Consider the following 18,881-nt stretch of genomic DNA (forward strand, 5'->3'; position numbering starts at 1 on the left):
TTATCTTATGGATATTTTTAACTCCATTGTGTTATGTTTTTTGCAATATAGGTTTAGGTTAAGGTGGATTCCATCGATTTCTGTGTAGATAAATTCAAAAGCATGTTAAATCAATAATAGCAAAGAATTTATTATGCTTTTATTATTGATGATCGGTAAGAAATTTTATTGTTTAATATATAGATATAAGTCCAGCAAAAAAACACGAATAAAGCTAAAGCTTACATAAAAATATGGGTTTCTAGCGGATAATCCCATACATGTTTTGCTACGCCTATCTGTGAGATGCGAGAATGATAAATAAAAATATATGAAAACTTTAATTTTCAAATTTTTATTTATTCAAGGCTCTATCTCTCCCCTTCCATCTTTAGAAAGCAAAAAACATGCAACTTTAAACCTGTTATTCAATATGGAGTTGCAAATTCTGCGTAATTTATTATTTATAGTATTTCACTCAAAATCAAAAATTGTTAAAAATTGTTTGGCTCTTTTTGTTTTTGGTGCTTTAAAGAACTCTTGTGCCTGACCCTCTTCAGCCACAACACCACCATCAAAAAACATAACTCTATGACTGATTGCTTCAGCAAATCGCATTTGATGAGTTACAATAACCATACTCATGCCATCAATTGCCAACGACTTTATAACTTCAAGCACTTCTTTTATCATTTCTGGGTCTAGACTTGCAGTTACTTCATCAAAAAGCATAACTTTTGGATTCATACAAAGACTACGAACGATTGCTACTCTTTGTTTCTGTCCGCCGCTTAGATCTCGTGGATAATGATGTATTTTTTCTTCTAATCCAACTCGCTTTAGCCATTTTAGTGCGTCTTCTGTGGCACTTTCTTTGGTTTTTTTAAGTATTTTACAAGGTGCCAATAATACATTATCAAGCACACTTAAATGTGGAAAAAGCTCATAACTTTGAAAAACCATACCAATTTGTTGCCGCAACACACGCCAATTTGAGTTTGCTTGAATTGCTTTTCCATCGAAGATAATTTCCCCAGAATCAATACTTTCAAGCCCATTCAAACATCGTAAAAAAGTGCTTTTACCGCAACCACTAGGACCGATAATTGAAACAACTTCGCTTTCTCTAAGAGAAAAGTTAATACCTTTTAGAATCTGAATTTTACCTTGTGTTTTGTTGTTAAATGATTTGTATAAATTGCGAGTTTCTAGTAAAACTTCACCAGTTTCATGATGGTGTATCAAATCCATACCCCTAAATGCAATACAATAAAAGTTTGCATATTTATAATTTTAATACTTTAATCTTTTTGGTTTCTAATATATGTTGGCGTGTCCAAATCATCGTCATCATAATCGCCACTGCTAATTTTTGTCGCTCTATGCACAAAAATATCTGGTGTAGAAGTGAATAGATTCGGTTCTTTTTGTGCCTGCTGCCCTGCTACTTCTTGTTGTGGTTGTGCTACCTGCGTTGCAACTTGTGGCTTTGCTGGAATCTCTTGCTGTTTATTTGTTTCAAAGCCTGTTGCGATAATAGAAACACGCACTTTATCCATCTCAAAATCATCTCGTGGCATAGTCCCGAAAATAATATCCGCATCGTCTCTTGCGGCTTCTTGAATGATTGCCATAGATTCTGAAATCGCAACAAATGGGAAATTAGAGTTAAACTCATAATTCACAATCACACCCATAGAACCATTAATAGACATATTGTCAAAAAGTGGTGAATGTATTGCATTGGTGATTGCATCATCAGCGGCATTCTCACCCTGCCCTTCACCTATACCCATTAATGCTAAACCTCTGTGACTCATAACCGTGCGTAAGTCTTCAAAATCCACATTGATTCCCTCATCAGAGTTATTTAAAATCACACTTGAGATTCCATTCACCGCACGCGCTACAACATCATCAACATAACTCATGCTTTCTTTATAACCTGTATTTTTACCGATTACACTAAGCAGTTTTGTATTAGGAATAACAACGATAGAATCACAAACTTCATGCAACTCTTTTAAGCCCTCTTCTGCCAACTTCGCACGGCGACTGCCCTCATAGGCAAAAGGTTTTGTAACAACGCCAATAGTTAATGCACCAGTCTCTTGTGCGGCTTTTGCAAAAACAGGGGCAGCACCAGTCCCAGTCCCACCACCTAGTCCAGCGGCAATGATGATAAGATCAGAGCCTTGAAGCGCTTGTTTAATATCATCATAACTCTCTTCTGCGGCTTGTTTACCTTTTTCAGGTTTCATACCTGCACCTAAGCCTTTTGTAAGCTTTCTACCTAAAACAATATGATTTGACACAGGACTATTGTGCATGTGCTGCAAATCAGTGTTTGCTATCATTAAACGAATGCTTGAAAAAGTGCCTTTATTCTTTAAATGGCGAATAGTATTATTGCCACCACCACCTACACCGACAACTGTTATAACTGGAGCATGTCCTATTTCTTCGTTTGGTATTTCTCGTAAATCTACTTCATTGTTATTCATATTTTCACCTTTAATTGTTTAAAATAAATCTTTACTCCAAGCCTTGATTCGTTGTAAGAATGAGGGCTTTTCGTCCTGCGAACTGCTTGTATTCCCAGCTTGATTTTCAAGTCCATCAGCATTGGGCTGATCTAAATCCCGCAAATCTATCTGAAAATTAGAGTCTGTTTGCATTGTCTGTGTTTGTGTTTCGTAATCAGATTCTACCATATTTAACGCATTATGCCTACTCCTAATATTATTTTGTGAATCTTTTTCATAGTTGGTGAAGTTTCCTGCACCATAAAGAATAAGCCCCACCACAACAGAACTACTAGAATCTTTTAAGTTATCAAATAAGCCATCTATCTCAGTAGGACGCGCCAAACGCACAGAAAGCGGGCTAAACGCAGCAGAAGCAAACTCTCGCATGCCCTTTAAATTTGCCATTCCACCTGTAAGCACCACGCCTGTTATCTGTTTTTTTAATCCACTCGTGCCAATAGAATCTGATAATATCCGCAAGGTTTCCTTTACCCTATCACCCATGACACAATATATATCACGCAAAGGAACATCAATGGTTTCTTCATTATTGCCTATACGCGGGATTTCAAGCACCCTGCCCTGCTCTTCTGCACTAGGCAAAAGATTCCCAAATTTAATCTTAATTTCTTCAGCAACTTTTAAAGGCGTATTAAGAAATCTCGCCATATCGCTTGAGATATGATTAGAACCTACGCCAAGAAAATCGTTATAGCACATAGAGTTACCATCATAGACCATAAGCTCACAAGTTTGCGCTCCCATGTCAATACATGCTACACCCAAATCTTTCTCATCTTCATGTAATACCGCAATTGATGCTGCATAAGACGCAAGAACAATGTTTTCAATCTCAACTCCAGCCAATCGAATAGCCTTTTTGAGATTCTCTAAACTCGCAGTCTGCACAGTAACTATATGGGTATCAACTTCTAAGCGACTACCCGTCATACCTATAGGATCTTCTACATGCTCTTTATCATTCAATCTAAAATGATGGGGAAGCACATGCACGATTGAATAATCCTTTGGAATCCCAGCATTATGCACAGCAAAACTCAATGCGGCATTGATAGTGTCGATATTAACTTCTCTATCCATTACATTAGCACTGCCGCTTACATTTATGCTTTTTGTATGCGCACCAGACAAGGATACTATGGCTTTTGAGACATCCACTCCAGCCATTAGCTTTGCTTCGTGGATACTCTTTCTAATGGCACTGCCAGCCTGCTCTATATTTACAATTGCACCTTTCTTAACACCTTGTGTCTTACATGTCCCAGCCCCAATGATTTGCACATCAGAACCCCTAACATCAGCAATAATAGAGCAGATTTTTGTTGACCCAACATCAACACCTAGAATAATCTTATTCAATTCTGCCTCCTATAGTCAATAACCCTATAATGTTTCATAGCATATTCAAACATAGCATTTCTAAGATCTCTCACCTTTGCTTCTTGCAGGGCTTCATCTTCTGCATTTGTAATATTTACTAGATCTGCATAATTAGGCATTTCTTGCTTAACAACTCTAAATAAAAGTGCTTTGTCGCTACCAAGAAACACAACGCCCTCTTTTTTATTATGTCGCATGATATAATCTAATGCCTGTCGTATATCCATATCATTTAGACCAAGCGAGAGTAATTGCTTATGAGATTGCATATTTTGCTCTTGCCATAACGATAAATGTAGTGGCACGACATTTCCTAGACTCTCTCCACTTATTTGTGAAAGCTTAGTATATGCCATTTTCTTAAACTCATCATTTTGCTTTTCTGCCATTAAATCCCTACTAGCTAACTCTTTTGCTAACTCAAAACTAAGTGCTTGTTTTGGAATCTTTTCGGTAATATAAGGGATAATCCAATGATCCTTGCTATATTCTAAAGGTGCAAGTAAGCCCTCACCACCGCTTACTGCAGTAATCAAAGCAGAATGATCACTTCCATCATCATTAAGCTGCAAACTATACAATGGAATATCTTGTAATGCTATATCTTTAATATCTAAATCACCATCAAAATGCTTTTGTAATAAAGCAATGCTTTGAGATTCCATTGTGGTGATAACATTGCTTGTTTTAATCTGTAAATCTTTATTATTTTCAGCAATATTTTTGCTTATAGTCGCCATATAAGAACTAGCAAAACCTAAAATCGCTTTGCGATAGTCTGCTTCCACTTCCTCTAAGGCTTGCTCAAATGTTAGATTCTTATATTTTCTCTCATTATCTTTATAAAACTTCTCAAGCACTTGCTTATCTGGATTAATTTCACCCATATCAAGTGCCATATAGGCTATCTTATAACTTGCTGGTTTATAATACTTTTCTTTATTTCTTTCCCAATAGGATCGAACCTCCGAATCTGTTGTTTGCAATACAGCATTTTTTAGCACAGAATCTTTATGCAGCAATCTTAACTCCGCAACATCTTTAATCTTACCCGCACTCATAAAAGCGTTTGTCTCAAGTGTAGAAACTGGTGCTAATGGAAAATTTTGCATTTTTTCTTGCAACAAAGCCTTTGCTACAAACGCTTCATAATCAGCGGTATTCCAACGATTTGCTTGTAATAGCTTTTCGTATTGTTCTTTATTAAAAGTATGTGTTGCATCTTGAAATTCAGGCGTATTAAGCAAAGCTTCTAGAATCTCATTTGAAGTTATGCTTACACCAATGTCTTTTGCAAGCATTTCTAGCAGTTTTTCTTGCACTAAGATTCTAAAGGCTTCTTGTTCTATTTCTGGCATAGGCTTACCATCATCTGGTAGCCCCACTTGACGCATGTATTCAGCAACATTATCATAAATTTCATTATATTTTCTTTGATATTCTTGACGGCTAATATATATGTCGCCAACCTTTGCAACGCTATCGCTTGATACTGCGGAGAAGCCACCACCACCCCACTCTACCATGCTTGCAAAAACTAATGCCAAAGCACTTACCCATACGGTAATAACTAAATATTTCTTGTGCTTTTGCATCCATTCTAGCATATACAATTCCTTTTGAAAATAATAAAAATTGAAACAATAATGATCTATGTTTTTTGACTGAAAAAGTTTTGCCATTATAACAGAAAAAATACAATATTTTATAAGTTTAGTCTGTTATTTTTCAATTTTTAATTAGTGTTATATTTTGAGTTAAATATAGGTTAATGTGTGGTAAATATGTATATTATCTATGCAAAAAAATCTTATAAAATAAGACTTTGAGAATCTCGCCCTACCCTGCCCTAGTTTATAGAGATTCTATTCTTTAAAGATTCTGAAATTTCATTGCGGTTTAAAATTTGCCTTACTTACACAATACATTGCTACAAAGCAATCATCACACATAGGCTTTAATGCCTTGCATTGATATCTACCAAATAGCACAAAGGCTTGGTGTAAAATATTAAGATTCTCTTTAAAAGCTTTTGTCAAATCCTTTTCTGTATCAATCGCACTTTTACTTTTACTTAAACCGAGTCGATGACTAACGCGAAATACATGTGTATCAACTGCCATGTAATTCATACCCAAAAACTCACCTAATACAACATTTGCACTTTTTTGTCCAACACCGCTAAGCGACATTAAATCTTTTTGATTTGTGGGAATCTCGCCATTAAATTCTATCTCTACCTTCTTTGCCATTGCGATTAGATTCTTTGCTTTTGCATTAAAAAAAGAGACAGATTTTATAATCTCTGCGACACTCCCTAAGTCTGCCTTGCTTAATTCTTTTGTGCTAGGATAGGCTCTAAATAGGGCTGGTGTTACCATATTTACGCGTTTATCAGTGCATTGGGCTGATAACATGACGGCTATTAATAACTCATATAAATTTGTATATTGCAATTCAGTTTGTGCGTCTTTATAATGCTCTAAAAATAAGTTTTTAATATTTACAATGCGTTCCTTTTTTGTCATTTACACTCACTTTTAATTCTTTGCCATAACTTCTACGGGGTTGATATGCTTTCCATTTTGCACGATTTCAAGATTCAATCTATCATGAATGCGCCCAATGACATATCCCCTTTTTACAACAAAGCCTTTCTTTAAAGTGGGGGCAATCTTATCAAGCATAGAATAGATTGTATGCATTGAGTTTGCATGCTCTACAACCACAACCTTTTTTAGTCCGGGCATCTCTTCTGCATAGATGACTTTACCATCCATAATATTATAGACTTGTGCGTCATTTTTCTTTGGTTTTAGCACCACGCCATTATTAAAGATTTTAATCTTATAAGCGGGATCAATATAATCGCCAAATGCCTGCTCTATCACATAAGAATCAAGTGGGGACCCTGCCCTTTTGCCTGTATATTTTGCAGTTTCTGGACGCTGATATACGCTATCTACTCGTTTTAGCTCTTCAAAGCTATTAATAGTATTTGACGCTTCAGCTGAACTCACTGCCGCATCATACTTTCTTTGTATCGCCTTATTTTGCTCACCTAAGAATTGCTGTGCTTTTTTGCTATCTGTTTTTGCGATTTTCTCTGCTTCTGCTTTCGCCTTTTTCTCTGCTTCTGCTTTCGCTAGGGCTGCTCTCTTTTTCTCTTCTTCTATTTTTCTCTTTCTCTCCCTTTCTAGCTTTGCTAGTCTTTCTCGCTCTAACTTTGCTTTTCTCTCTGCTTCTTGTTTTTTACGGATTTCTTCTTGTGTATTTTTCTTTAAGATATTTAACTGTCCCAAAAGTTTATCAAGCTCTTTTTTTTGCATATCAATGGCTTTTAATCGCTGGTTATAAACCTGCATTTCATTACGCATGTTATCTACTAGAATCTTTTGTTTAGCTATCATTGTTTGCAAATCTTGGTGTCTTGTCTCCTGTGTAGTAATAATTTGCGTTACTTCCTTAATGCTGCTATTAATATCATTAATCTGCTTTACTATGCTTCTTTGCTGCTTTTCAATCTCTTTAATCTCGTTTGTTGTTTGCTTTTTTAGAATCTTAAAGGCTTCTCTTGTTACCATATCTTCAAGGTTTAGGCTCTCTTCATCATCAAGCACATAGGCAATAGTCATGTGTTGGAGTATGAGATTTGAAAGCTTTGTTTGTGATTGATTTAAAGAAACATTTAGTGTTGCTAGATTATCTTCAAGGGTTTGCAGTCTTGCTTCTTGGCTTTTATTTTGGTCTTTATTGCTTTCAATATTTTTTGCAAGATTCTGAATCTCTGTGTCAAGCTTTTTAATCTGCTGCATATTATTGTTGATGTTTTGTCCCAATGTGCTTAACTTTAGATTAAGATTTGCCCTTTGTTTATCGATATTGCTTTTTTGTGCTTCATTTTTTTGTATATTTTGATTAATCTCATTTAAATCTACTGCCATAGCACCATAGCATAAAAATGCACTAATAAGGATAAATCGCTCAAGGCATTCTCTCATGCACGCGCCTTTGATAATATCACAAATATAACACAGCAACTAGATGATATGAAAGCAGCCAAAAATAGCTTTATAAAATCTGGTGGAATGCGAAATATATTTAATCCTATATTTAATGCTTGTAATGTTTCAAGTGTGATTTGCAAATTTGCTATATAAAACACAAGGATAACAATAAAGAAACTTGCTAAAAATGAATCTATTAGGGCAAGTTTAAATAAGCTTCTATTGCGTATCCAAATATTTGCCCCCATAATATCCATAATCTCCATTTTATCCTTATTGACATAACGCCATATCTCAATTTGCTTTAACATAAGCATAAAGCTAACAACTGCTAGAATCACCGCAAAAGTAATAACGCTAAACTTAATAAAACTCAATAAAGTATAGTTTTCTAAATGCCTTTTTGAAAAAGTATCAACGGATAATACATTAGGATTTTTTTTCAACACTGCTTCAATCGTGCTTAATCTCTCTGTGCTTGGAAAATACTCTAAGCTTAAGCTATAAAAATAGGGTAATTGCCTTGTTAAATTTGTAAGATTTGTATCATTAATATCTTTTGTAAGTTTTGCAATAGAATCTTTTGGATTAATCTCTGTTAATGCCTTTGCTTCAACTATTTTTTTACGCACAGAATCAAAGCTAATGGGCTTTTTAGCCGTGATTCCAATAGCATATTTTTGTGTAATAAATCTTTCTTGGTTTGCTACAATACGCTCTAAAATAAGCAGACATTGCAAACTAAAAAGCATGGTAATAAGCGGTATAAGTAATGATAGGTGTTGTTTAAGCGTATTCATGTATTAAACCTTCTTTAATTTCTATTTTTCTATATTTTAGATTCAAATGCTTTGGGATTCTATGCGTTACAACGACTATTGTAATGTTTAATTGCTCGTTTGATGACTTCAAAAGTCCCCAAATCATATCGCTAGAATAATCATCAAGATTCCCTGTAGGCTCATCACAGAGAATAAGCCTTGGTCTATGTGCGATCGCCCTTGCTAGAGCTACTCTTTGTTGCTCTCCACCGCTTAATTCCTGCGGATATTTATTTGCTTTATGTAAAAGGCTAATGTGAGAGAGTAATTTTTCTGCTTGGGTTTTTATCTCTGTTTTTGGAAATTTATTAATAATCATAGGTAATGCGATATTTTTTTCTACATTCCAATCTTGTATAAGCTTATAATCTTGGAAAACAATCCCCATTTTACGCCGCAAAAGCATGAGTTTATGACTGCTAATCTTTTTCATATTAGAATGCAAAACACTAAGCTCACCTTCTTGCACGCTGATATTGCCATAAATGGAACGCAAAAGTGTGCTTTTACCGCTACCACTCGCACCTGAAATAAACACAAAATCTTTGGGATATATATTGAAACTTGCATTTTTTATCACAAGCCCTGTGCGTTTATAGCCTAGACAAAGTTGCTTTGCTTTTATAATCGTATCCATTTATAACCTTTATGCTAGTTTGCTGTTTTTATAGAATCTTTTTTAGTAGATTCTAGTTTATTGGAATCTTGCTTAGAATCTAGCGTGATAGAAGCAGATTCTATGGCTTCTTGCAATATTTTACATAAAAATTTGTGTGCTTGTAAATGAGAGCGGATAGATAAGGGCTTTTTTAGATAATGTAATTTATGATTAGAATCTAGGATTAAATAAGTATTAAAAGGCATATAAAAGCTACCAAAAGTAAGATTAGCAATGCTTATATTTTCATTTGTACTAGATTGCGTGGAGTATATATCGCCGATACTAATGAATATAGAATCTTGTATCCATTTTTTATTGCATAGGGATTCTAGAATTTTGTTGTGTTGTGTTGTGTTAGAATCTGGAAACTTGTCATTTTGAGCCTTTGAAAAAGGCGAAAAATCTTTTTTAGATTCCATTTTAGAATCTTGCGTACAATCCCTTGTAGATTCTATATTAGATGTTTCGCTACGCTCAACATGACAAAGATTAGATTCTAAATTTTGGTTTAATATGTAAGTTTTAGAATCTAGATTCTGTATTGCTTGGCTTTTATTGTTTATGGAATCTGTGTTTTTAGTTAAGTCTAGCTTCTTGTCATTTTGAGTGCGTAAGCACGAAAAATCCCTTGTAGATTCTGTATTAGATGTTTCGCTACGCTCAACATGACAATTTGTTGTAGATTCTAGATTTTCTACCAAATCTGGGCAGGGTTTAGGGCGCATGTTTTTAGAATCTAGATTCTGTATTTCTTGATTTCTAGTATTTATAGAATCTACTTTTCTTTCTAAACTCGGTAAAGAAAACACGCCCTCAAGGCTATCATGATTTTGCTGTCTAAAATCATGCTGGAAAATACGCATTTCATAAATATCCTTTTTCATATTACTCCATCTTGCCTCATATTTACTCACAATATCTATATCTCTATTTTTTAGAATCTCAAAATGCGTAAAATCCGCACTCATCGCTTCTTTCATACTATCTAACACATATTCATAGTCATCACTACGCAGATTGATATGCCCTGTATCCTTTAAGATTCTAAAACTATTTTCTAAAAATTCTCTGTGAAATACTCTTCTATGCTTTGCCTTATTCCAAGGGACTGGAAAATGCAGGAATATGGTCTCTACGCTTTTCTTACTTAAGGCTTGAATGCCAAGCCTTGCATCAAAATCACAGATAAAAAGATTCTCTAAATTATATAATTCTATCGCATTTATAACCTGTCTTACTGAAGGTGTATGAATCTCAAAGCCCAAAATTAGTTTCTGTGGATTTTTCTTCGCTAAATCAAGGATATGTCGCCCACTACCAAAACCTATTTCAATATAATCTGGCGTTAATGTAGAAAGTCTTTCAAGATTCACTAAATAACCCAACTGCATACCTCTTGTATGCTTATTTTGCGTTTGATTTAAATTATGTGTAATTACATTAAGATGAGATGCGATAAATTGCAATACTTTTTTAATGAATAAAAGATTGCTAGGACGCGTGATTTTATCAACCTTATATAAAAAATCATTTGCCCTTTTCACACATCGTATAAAAAACATCTCTTCTTCATGGATTATGGGGATTAAAAAAGATTATTAAATCTCTTATTCACAAGCATTTCTTTTATAATAAAATCATCGTATGCTATATCGTTATCATATATAAACATGTCTTTGCTAATAAAATGCGGCATACACTAAGCCCTACTTTTTTGTTGAATCTTGCTTAGCTGTATTTGCATTTTGTGGCTCTGGCGATACAGGTTGTGCTGGTTGTAAAACTGGTATATTTGGTGCTGCTGGTTGTGGTGCAAGTTGCAGGGTAACTTGTCTGCTTCGAGTAGATTCTATACCATATTTATCCACACCGACAACATGATAGGTATAGCTTACACCCTCTTTTATACTTCTATCTGTAAAGCTTGTATTTTGTTCTTGATTAAATTTATTGTTTGTGCCATCACTGCCACTACGATATACAATATAGCTCGTTGAACGATTATCACTTGCCCCTTCCCATGCGATTATTGCACTTGTATTTTCTATCGCACCTTTTGTTAGGTTTGGAGCGAGTGGTGGTGGAAGTGTCTGTCCGCCAACGCCATTTTCTTGCAAGTTTGATTCCAGTTTATATTTATCAATCGCACTGACTTTATAATATCTTATAGCCCCGTGTGAATCTATCTTGTCAGTATAAGATTCCCTTGTTACAAAAGCGATTTTTCTATAATTATCATTTAGAGTATTTGATACATACACATTGTAGCCAATCACATCTTTGGAATCACTTTTATCCCATTCTAGCCAAATTTCACGCAATCTATTTTGCGTGGTCTTAATGCCTGCTACAACAGGCGGCAATGCCCTTGTTTTGCCGACTACTAGCTGACTTGGCACAGATTTTGTGCCATCATGACTTTGTGCTATAACTCTGTAGGTATGCTCTGCTCCATTTTCTATATTTCTATCAAAAAATTCTACTAACATGCGATTTGTTGTCGAACCAATGGCAATGAACTTCCCCTTTTTCTCTTGCTTTTCAATAATATAGTTCTTTACAATAGGATTTGGACTAGGACTCCAAAAAATCTTAATCTTTTGTGCGTAATCTTGCGAGGCATATACAAAGCTCACAGGATCTATAAAAGAAGTTTTTACTTTTAGTGGTGTGCTTTTCTTTGATACTTTAGAATCTTTTCCTACCGCAGCAATCGCATAGGTATATTCAGTTTGTGGTTCTAGCTTATCATCATAATAATGCGTTGAAAAGGCATTTTTTATAACAGCGATTGTCTCAAATTCCTTCTTTTTATTCTCGCGATAAATCACATAGCCATCAATATTTGTCGTATCTTCTGGTGTTTTCCACTCAAAGCCAACAGAGGTTACATCAGGCAATGCGCGAAAGGTTTTAACCACAGGTAAATTAGGGTCTATCTCATCTTTTATACCAATAAAACTAAAGATTTTTGAACTTGAACATGCAGAAAATACCACTACATGCAATAATAAAAATAACATAATAAGGCATTGTCTATATACATAAATCATATACTATGCTCCTTGTAATATTTCGTATTTAGAATCTAGTTTCTTGCAATTTTTCTTAATTCATCTTGCCATTGAGATAAAAATGCTTCTAGCTTACTTTCATAGTTAATAAAATTTTCATTTAGGAATTTTAGCAAATCTTTGGGTATTTTTGCACTAAAAACATTTCCATCAAAATAAAGTAGCTGTGCGTGTAGTAGCATTTTTGTCTTATATGTGCTTTTTAGATTCTCTGGGCTATAGAGCATATCACCATAGATATAGCGTTGCAGTGTGCTTAAATGCACCCGTATTTGATGTGTCCTACCGCTAAAAAGCCGCACACCAATAAGCTCAAATACCCCATTTTTACTCTCCATAATCTTTCTAAACTCACTTTTAGAATCTCTTGCGAATGGATATTTTTCTTTATCAAGCTTTGCCATTTTCAAGCGATTATTAGGATTTCTCCCCATATAGCATTCCACAAAAGTGTTATGTTGCAAGGCTTTATTAATCACGCAGATATAGATTCTACCCATTGTGCGATTTTGCAGCATTTCAGCAAAACGCAAATGACTAGCATTATTCTTTGCTACTAAAATCGCACCGCTTGTATCCTTATCAAGCCTATGCACGATACCAAACCTCATTTCTCCATTAATCGTTGATAATTCATAATTTTTTGCGCTTAAATAATCAGTGAGTGTAACTTCTTTCACACTTGGGGCATGATGGACGACTAGATTTCTTGGCTTATTAAGGATAAGATAATCGCTATTTTCATGTATCACTTCTATATCTAGCCCCTGTATTAACTCATCTGTGTTTATTGCTTTTGAAGTATTTTTTATTGTATAGATTTCAATACAAGTGCCTTTTTTTAGAATCTGTGATTTTTTTGTATTTTTTTCATTCATTTTTACAAGATTAGATTCTATCCATTGACTAGCTTGTGAGCGTGAAATCTTTAGAATCTCTTGCAATGCGTTATCAAGCCGCATATAATCATGTAAAATACAAAAATGATACAGCAATTCCATTTGTTTTCCTAACACGAAATTAATAAATGAATTTTAGCGAAAACTTGCTATAATTTTGCTGCCTAGAGGTTTCGTGTTTCTCTTTTATAATTGGTAGTCTATTTAAAATATATTTTTGGGTTACGCTTTAGAGCTATGTGTGTCGGTATTTCTGTTCTATTTTTATAGTGAAGGGCTTTATAAGCTTTAAGATCTGCCGCCTAATTAACTCGCAAGACCCTATTTGTTGTAGCTTTAGTTGGGCTTACACAATACACGAGAGTAGCGGATCTTTGGGTATAAGATTCTAACACAAAGGCATATTTTGCAAAACTCATATAATACACTACAATCAATCAATGTTTTAATTATCGGCAATGGTGGACGAGAATACAGCATAGCCCTTGCCTTGCAGCAAGATAAAAAAGTAAATAAAATCTTTTTCACTCCAGAGAATCCAGCCGCAACGCTATTTTTCAATGCAGGACATTTTAGCTATAAAAACCATGATGAGTTATTAACACATATAAAAGCACATAATATAGACTTTGTTATCATAGGACCAGAAGCCCCACTCATGCAAGGTGTGAGTGATTTTTTAGAATCTCATAATATTTTAGTTTTTGGTCCAAGTTATGCAAACGCAAGGCTTGAAGGCTCAAAGGCTTATATGAAAAGCTTTATTCATAAGCTAAACATTCCTACCGCAAGATATAAGGAAATCACATTAAAAAATATAGAGATAGGATATAGCTTTATAGACGCCCTGCCCTTACCTATCGTGCTTAAAGCAAGCGGACTTTGTGGTGGTAAAGGTGTATTGATACTAGATTCTAAAGAAGAGGCAAAGAAGCAATTATTACTTATGCTAGAGGGCAAACTCTTTGGTGATGCAGGGAAAGAAGTCGTTATTGAAGAGTTTTTAGATGGTTATGAGTTATCCGTATTTGCTTTAAGTAATGGGAATGATTATGTCGTATTACCAGCATGTCAAGACCATAAAAGATTATTTGATAATGATAAAGGACCAAATACAGGTGGCATGGGTGCTTATACAAACCTGCCTCAAAAACTCTATAATAAAGTTTTAGAAGAAAAGATTAAAGATAGGATTCTAACTCCAACCTTTAACGCACTAAAAGAGAATAACACACCCTATAAAGGCGTAATATTTGCAGGGATTATGGTGGTAAAAAATGAGCCATACTTACTTGAATATAATGTGCGTTTTGGCGATCCAGAATGCGAAGTCTTAATGCCGCTTTTAAAGACTTCAGCCCTAGAGCTTATGTATAGCTATGCTAAGGGTGAGAGTTTAGAGTCGATTCTCTTTAATGATATTTGTGTTGTATGCGTGGTAATGACTAGTAGCGATTACGCACAAGATTCTAAATCAAGCGATTATCCAGCAAAAATAACTTTTAATGATATAAATCCAAAAGACATAAATACAGAATATGGACATCTCGTATTTGCAAATACAAGCTTAAAAGATTCTGTATTACATGCAAATAGCGGAAGAAGCATAGTTGCCATTGGTAAAGGCAAAAGCCTACAAGAAGCCAGAGATAATGCTTATAGACTTGTAGAAAAGATAGATTTTAAAGGCAAACATTACAGAAAAGACATTGCGTATCAAGCCTTGCAGTAGAATCTTTTGCGTGTTATTTGTCTATGATTTTAGATAAGTTTGAAGATGGATGTATGGTTAAGAACCGCTGCTTTATAGTTATCGCTGTGCTACTATCAGCTGTATTTGGCGTTATTGCTTTTTATCTTGATTTCAGGGATAAATATTCATTATAGTTTTATCTGTTTTTACCTAAATCCAATAACATAGCTGTGTTTTATAGTAAAACTTAGGATATAGCTTTAATCACTATAAACACAAATGTGTATCTAACAAGGGTTTTAAAAAGCCATTGTCTAGCTAAAAAGCTTTAAACTCATAAACTTAAACACCTAGCATTATTTTTAATTCTATAAGTCTTTCATGAAATTTGCAAAACTTTTAATCTGACCTATTAATTTGCGATGCTGTTTGGGTAAGATAAAGCTATTTTTAGTATAAAAGTAAATACTTTTTTCGGGCTGCTTATTTCATTAATATCTATATAGCGGAAGGTTAGCTTTATTAAGTGAAATAAAAATAAGCATAAAAAAAACAAATGTATTTTATTGCGTAACATTTTTACCCGTACTTTCTGCCAAAGAGCAATATTAACAAGCATTCTTGCATTCCAATTTTGAATACGCGAAATCGTTATATTTAATGATTTTAAAGTCTCTTATTTTTACAATACTCTTCATACAAGGCTAGATCTTCAGGTGTGCCAATACCATGCATGGCGTTAGATTCTATATTATAGATTCCGATTTTTGCACCAGATTTTATTGCGTAATTATAAACAGGACAAGTATAAAACTCGTTATTAACGCGTTCATTTGCTATAATCATATCAATCGCACTATCAACAAACAACTTTCCGCGCATAAAAAGATAAATCCCAACGGTAGCATGTGTAGAGATAGCCACTTTTTCTTTCACTTCTACAACTAAATTATTTTGTATTTTTGCAAATGACCATTTTGGATTTTTCTCTTTGTCCTCAAAAGTGAGTATAGAGCCACAAAGCTCTCTTTGCTTACAATCATTAATAAAATCAGCGATATTGTGCTCTATGATTTGATCGGTGTTTGCAATGAGTAGTGGTGTATCGTTATTCACATATCTATGTGCATATAAAATCGTGCAAACACTGCCTTCTGTAATCTTATCTATACCAATAAGTTTTACATTCATATTGGGCAGTAACTCTTGTATAACCTGTTGTGTCTTTGCTAGATATTCATTTCGTGCGATGAGAATATAGTTTGCATTTGGATAATAAAGATTCTCTAAAACACGCACAATCATTGGCTTACCCATTACATCAATGAGCGGTTTTGGATTTATAAACCCAGCCTTTGCAAAGCGAGAACCAAGCCCAGCCATAGGGATAACAATATTCATTTGTATTTCCTTTAAGATGGTTTAAATATAGACTAATCCTAATATAAGATTCTAAAGAGAAAGTATATCAAAAATAGACGAGAAAAACTTACGATAGGGATAAATATATGTATTGTGAGAAAGACAAAAGACTCAAATCTTGTGATAGACTTGAGCCATTCTGCTTAGATGGGAATGGTTTGAAAAATGCTTAGATTAAAGTTTAGCACTATTTTGTGAAAGATATTCTTTAACACCTTCAGCTGTAGCTTTCATACCTTTATCACCTTTTTGCCAGCCAGCAGGACATACTTCGCCGTGTTCTTTATGGAATAAAATCGCATCAACTAAACGCAAATATTCGTCCATATTTCTACCAAGTGGCAAGTCATTGATTGTTGCATGTCGCACGATTTGATTCTCATCAATGATAAAGCTACCGCGTAATGCAACCGCACCGCCAAATAGCACATCATAATCTCTTGAAATCTGCTTTGTAATATCAGATACCATAGGGAAGCTAACTTGTCCTATACCACCCTCATTTACCGGTGTGTTTCTCCATGCAAAATGCACAACATCAGAGTCAATAGATACACCGATTACATTCACACCGCGTTCATTAAAAGCTTTCACTCTCTTATCCATAGCGATGATTTCACTAGGGCATACAAAAGTAAAGTCTTTGGGCCAGAAAAATAGGACTGCACCATTTTTGCCTAAATTTTTACTTAATTCAAAATCATTTACAATACTACCATTTGCTAATACAGCTGGAGCAGTAAAATCTGGGGCTTTTCTTGTTACTAACATAATGTCTCCTTAAAAAAATATTAAACGATAACAAATAATTATTATCGCTTGTATTCTAGCAAATTTTGTTTAATAAAAATGCACTTGCACTCTACAAAAAGCATGCGACTAGATTCTAATGATTCACATAATCTATTTGCTTCATAGCTACATTTTCTGTTGGCACTTTTTCTTGCTTTCTTGCTCGATATAAAAGCGGGTCAAAGAATACAAGTAATGGATAGCCTTTTTCTTTTAATGTGCTAAATGCACTCACAGGCAGGAAGTCATCTTTTGGATATTGCTGTTTTAAGTCCATTGCCTCGCTTGTTTTGCCGACTTCAAGCAAGATATAAAAGTAGGCTAATACGCTTTGTTCTACTTCTTTGCTTAAAGTTTCAAAGACACTAAGCCAGAAATTAATATTATCTTGTCGTAATAATTCGCATACAGAAATCGCTAATCCTAGATATTCTCTCTCATTCATGCTTACTTTTTTGCATGTTTGTATTACCATATCTTTTTGTATGCTAATATTACCTTTCGCACATGTTTTCACAAGCCCTAGAAGTGTAGTGTATGTGAGATGATTTTTATCTAGATTCAATGCCTTCTGCAAGACTTTTTGTTGCCCATTCAGTAAAACTTCCCATGCCTTATCATAAATTGCTTGTGTGCTGTTTTGTGTATAAAGATTCTGCCCCATAAAATCTTTATTAAAGTCTTGTTTCAGTGTATCAAATGCTTTTTGAGAATCATCTTTGATAGCATTTTTTGCATTGAGATTATAGAGTGGGTGGCTTGGATTTAAGCGTATTTTAGGATCATTTTTGCCATCTTCTATTTCTTTAAAGCTATTAAATATGGAATCTATCTTTTCATAGTTTGTGTTATGTGATTTTGTATCGGGTAATAAAATAAATCTCTGCAAAGTCTTTGAAAGTGTCTTTAACTCTGTGTTTGAAAATACTCTCTCTCTTACAGGATTCCCTAACATTTGTTCTTGTATTTGAGTGAAAAGCTTCTCAATATCTCTATGCAAAGTCATGCTTTTAAACTTTTGCACAAGTGATGCAAAGCCCATAAAAAGCAAGGCAAGCACAAATAAAAATACTGCAGGCAAACATATCCATAATGCAACAGGCAAAGTTATACTAAACTCCACTAAAAGCGTATTTTGAAGTGTATAATAATCTGTGCTAATATAGAATGTATAAGCACCAACAAGCACTAAAAACAATAATGCAAAACTAAAAAAATATCGAATCTTCATGTTCTCTCCTTTTGCTTTTCGCTTTTTTCATAAATCTCGCGACAATTAATACAGAATCTTGCATGCGGTTTTGCCTGCAATCTCTCAATGCCAATTTCATCTTCACACATTTCACAAATGCCATAGATTCCATCATCAAACTTCGCAAGAGACGCGCTGATTTCTTTCATCTCTTTTTGATTGCGTTCTAACATGGAATCATCAAATCGCAGTTGTGATTGTGTAGAGATAATATCTGCATTTTCATTGAGTTTTAACGCACTCATCTCTTGTAAGCTTTTATGTAAGTTTAAGCTTAATCCATCTAAATATTCTAATCGTTTTTCTAATGTTTGTCTCAATGATAACAAATCTTCATCACGCATTCTTTTTC

The 18,881-nt window shown here is 34.3% G+C and carries 16 protein-coding genes; 1 reads left to right on the top strand and 15 read right to left on the bottom strand.

Going from position 1 to position 18,881, the window contains the following annotated elements:
- Window positions 1-453: 453 nt before the first annotated feature.
- The 11 genes from XJ32_RS00300 to XJ32_RS00350 form a co-directional block, all read right to left on the bottom strand.
- A complete protein-coding gene (locus XJ32_RS00300) occupies window positions 454-1,230 on the bottom strand; it encodes an amino acid ABC transporter ATP-binding protein (protein ID WP_051355146.1) in 777 nt (258 codons plus the stop codon).
- 50 nt (window positions 1,231-1,280) lie between these two features.
- A complete protein-coding gene (gene ftsZ, locus XJ32_RS00305) occupies window positions 1,281-2,483 on the bottom strand; it encodes a cell division protein FtsZ (protein ID WP_005219811.1) in 1,203 nt (400 codons plus the stop codon).
- Window positions 2,484-2,501: 18 nt separating this feature from the next.
- On the bottom strand, window positions 2,502-3,887 hold the full coding sequence (gene ftsA / locus XJ32_RS00310) for a cell division protein FtsA (RefSeq protein WP_077387952.1): 1,386 nt from the start codon (window positions 3,885-3,887) through the stop codon (window positions 2,502-2,504).
- The gene (locus tag XJ32_RS00315; protein WP_077387953.1) at window positions 3,884-5,515 is read right to left on the bottom strand and encodes a SurA N-terminal domain-containing protein; all 1,632 of its coding nucleotides are present in this window, start codon (window positions 5,513-5,515) and stop codon (window positions 3,884-3,886) included. Before XJ32_RS00315 ends, ftsA begins: the two co-directional genes overlap by 4 nt.
- A gap of 282 nt (window positions 5,516-5,797) precedes the next feature.
- Entirely contained in the window at window positions 5,798-6,436 is a 639-nt protein-coding gene (gene nth, locus XJ32_RS00320; RefSeq protein ID WP_077387954.1) for an endonuclease III, read from the bottom strand.
- 12 nt (window positions 6,437-6,448) lie between these two features.
- A complete protein-coding gene (locus XJ32_RS00325) occupies window positions 6,449-7,909 on the bottom strand; it encodes a murein hydrolase activator EnvC family protein (protein WP_077387955.1) in 1,461 nt (486 codons plus the stop codon).
- A complete protein-coding gene (locus XJ32_RS00330) occupies window positions 7,906-8,715 on the bottom strand; it encodes an FtsX-like permease family protein (RefSeq protein WP_005219815.1) in 810 nt (269 codons plus the stop codon). Before XJ32_RS00330 ends, XJ32_RS00325 begins: the two co-directional genes overlap by 4 nt.
- A complete protein-coding gene (locus XJ32_RS00335; RefSeq protein ID WP_004086969.1) occupies window positions 8,702-9,373 on the bottom strand; it encodes a cell division ATP-binding protein FtsE in 672 nt (223 codons plus the stop codon). Before XJ32_RS00335 ends, XJ32_RS00330 begins: the two co-directional genes overlap by 14 nt.
- A 14-nt stretch (window positions 9,374-9,387) precedes the next feature.
- Complete coding sequence (gene trmB, locus XJ32_RS00340) at window positions 9,388-10,959, bottom strand: tRNA (guanosine(46)-N7)-methyltransferase TrmB (protein WP_254422395.1); 1,572 nt, start codon at window positions 10,957-10,959, stop codon at window positions 9,388-9,390.
- A 144-nt stretch (window positions 10,960-11,103) separates the two neighbouring features.
- Entirely contained in the window at window positions 11,104-12,450 is a 1,347-nt protein-coding gene (locus XJ32_RS00345) for a fibronectin type III domain-containing protein (protein WP_254422396.1), read from the bottom strand.
- A gap of 35 nt (window positions 12,451-12,485) precedes the next feature.
- The gene (locus XJ32_RS00350; RefSeq protein ID WP_077387956.1) at window positions 12,486-13,472 is read right to left on the bottom strand and encodes an RluA family pseudouridine synthase; all 987 of its coding nucleotides are present in this window, start codon (window positions 13,470-13,472) and stop codon (window positions 12,486-12,488) included.
- 304 nt (window positions 13,473-13,776) lie between these two features.
- On the opposite strand from XJ32_RS00350, the gene purD reads away from it, so the two are divergent.
- Window positions 13,777-15,102, top strand: a complete 1,326-nt coding sequence (purD, locus tag XJ32_RS00355) for a phosphoribosylamine--glycine ligase (RefSeq protein ID WP_077387957.1) — start codon at window positions 13,777-13,779, stop codon at window positions 15,100-15,102.
- Window positions 15,103-15,729: 627 nt separating this feature from the next.
- On the opposite strand, the gene XJ32_RS00360 is transcribed toward purD, so the two are convergent.
- From XJ32_RS00360 to XJ32_RS00375, 4 genes are all read right to left on the bottom strand, one after another.
- Window positions 15,730-16,464: a glycosyltransferase family 2 protein gene (locus XJ32_RS00360; RefSeq protein ID WP_077387958.1), complete on the bottom strand. Its 735-nt coding sequence runs from the start codon at window positions 16,462-16,464 to the stop codon at window positions 15,730-15,732.
- A 195-nt stretch (window positions 16,465-16,659) separates the two neighbouring features.
- Window positions 16,660-17,256 carry a peroxiredoxin gene (locus XJ32_RS00365; RefSeq protein ID WP_004088897.1) on the bottom strand — a complete coding sequence of 199 codons (597 nt, stop codon included), beginning with the start codon at window positions 17,254-17,256 and terminating at the stop codon, window positions 16,660-16,662.
- A 115-nt stretch (window positions 17,257-17,371) separates the two neighbouring features.
- Window positions 17,372-18,508, bottom strand: coding sequence for a LapA family protein (locus tag XJ32_RS00370; protein WP_077387959.1), 1,137 nt, complete (start codon window positions 18,506-18,508; stop codon window positions 17,372-17,374).
- The gene (locus XJ32_RS00375) at window positions 18,505-18,873 is read right to left on the bottom strand and encodes a TraR/DksA C4-type zinc finger protein (protein WP_005218277.1); all 369 of its coding nucleotides are present in this window, start codon (window positions 18,871-18,873) and stop codon (window positions 18,505-18,507) included. The genes XJ32_RS00370 and XJ32_RS00375 overlap by 4 nt, the downstream gene beginning before the upstream one ends.
- Window positions 18,874-18,881: the final 8 nt, after the last annotated feature.

The organism is Helicobacter bilis (assembly GCF_001999985.1).
Classification (GTDB): domain Bacteria; phylum Campylobacterota; class Campylobacteria; order Campylobacterales; family Helicobacteraceae; genus Helicobacter_A; species Helicobacter_A rappini.

Bases quoted from the DNA above. Each gene is read 5' to 3' on its own strand.
- XJ32_RS00335 (WP_004086969.1), bottom strand. From the start codon at position 9,373: ATGGATACGATTATAAAAGCAAAGCAACTTTGTCTAGGCTATAAACGC.
- trmB (WP_254422395.1), bottom strand. From the start codon at position 10,959: ATGTTTTTTATACGATGTGTGAAAAGGGCAAATGATTTTTTATATAAG.
- XJ32_RS00365 (WP_004088897.1), bottom strand. From the start codon at position 17,256: ATGTTAGTAACAAGAAAAGCCCCAGATTTTACTGCTCCAGCTGTATTA.
- XJ32_RS00315 (WP_077387953.1), bottom strand. From the start codon at position 5,515: ATGCTAGAATGGATGCAAAAGCACAAGAAATATTTAGTTATTACCGTA.
- XJ32_RS00325 (WP_077387955.1), bottom strand. From the start codon at position 7,909: ATGAGAGAATGCCTTGAGCGATTTATCCTTATTAGTGCATTTTTATGC.
- XJ32_RS00345 (WP_254422396.1), bottom strand. From the start codon at position 12,450: ATGATTTATGTATATAGACAATGCCTTATTATGTTATTTTTATTATTG.
- XJ32_RS00350 (WP_077387956.1), bottom strand. From the start codon at position 13,472: ATGGAATTGCTGTATCATTTTTGTATTTTACATGATTATATGCGGCTT.
- nth (WP_077387954.1), bottom strand. From the start codon at position 6,436: ATGACAAAAAAGGAACGCATTGTAAATATTAAAAACTTATTTTTAGAG.
- XJ32_RS00370 (WP_077387959.1), bottom strand. From the start codon at position 18,508: ATGAAGATTCGATATTTTTTTAGTTTTGCATTATTGTTTTTAGTGCTT.
- XJ32_RS00375 (WP_005218277.1), bottom strand. From the start codon at position 18,873: ATGCGTGATGAAGATTTGTTATCATTGAGACAAACATTAGAAAAACGA.
- XJ32_RS00300 (WP_051355146.1), bottom strand. From the start codon at position 1,230: ATGGATTTGATACACCATCATGAAACTGGTGAAGTTTTACTAGAAACT.
- ftsZ (WP_005219811.1), bottom strand. From the start codon at position 2,483: ATGAATAACAATGAAGTAGATTTACGAGAAATACCAAACGAAGAAATA.
- XJ32_RS00330 (WP_005219815.1), bottom strand. From the start codon at position 8,715: ATGAATACGCTTAAACAACACCTATCATTACTTATACCGCTTATTACC.
- XJ32_RS00360 (WP_077387958.1), bottom strand. From the start codon at position 16,464: ATGAATATTGTTATCCCTATGGCTGGGCTTGGTTCTCGCTTTGCAAAG.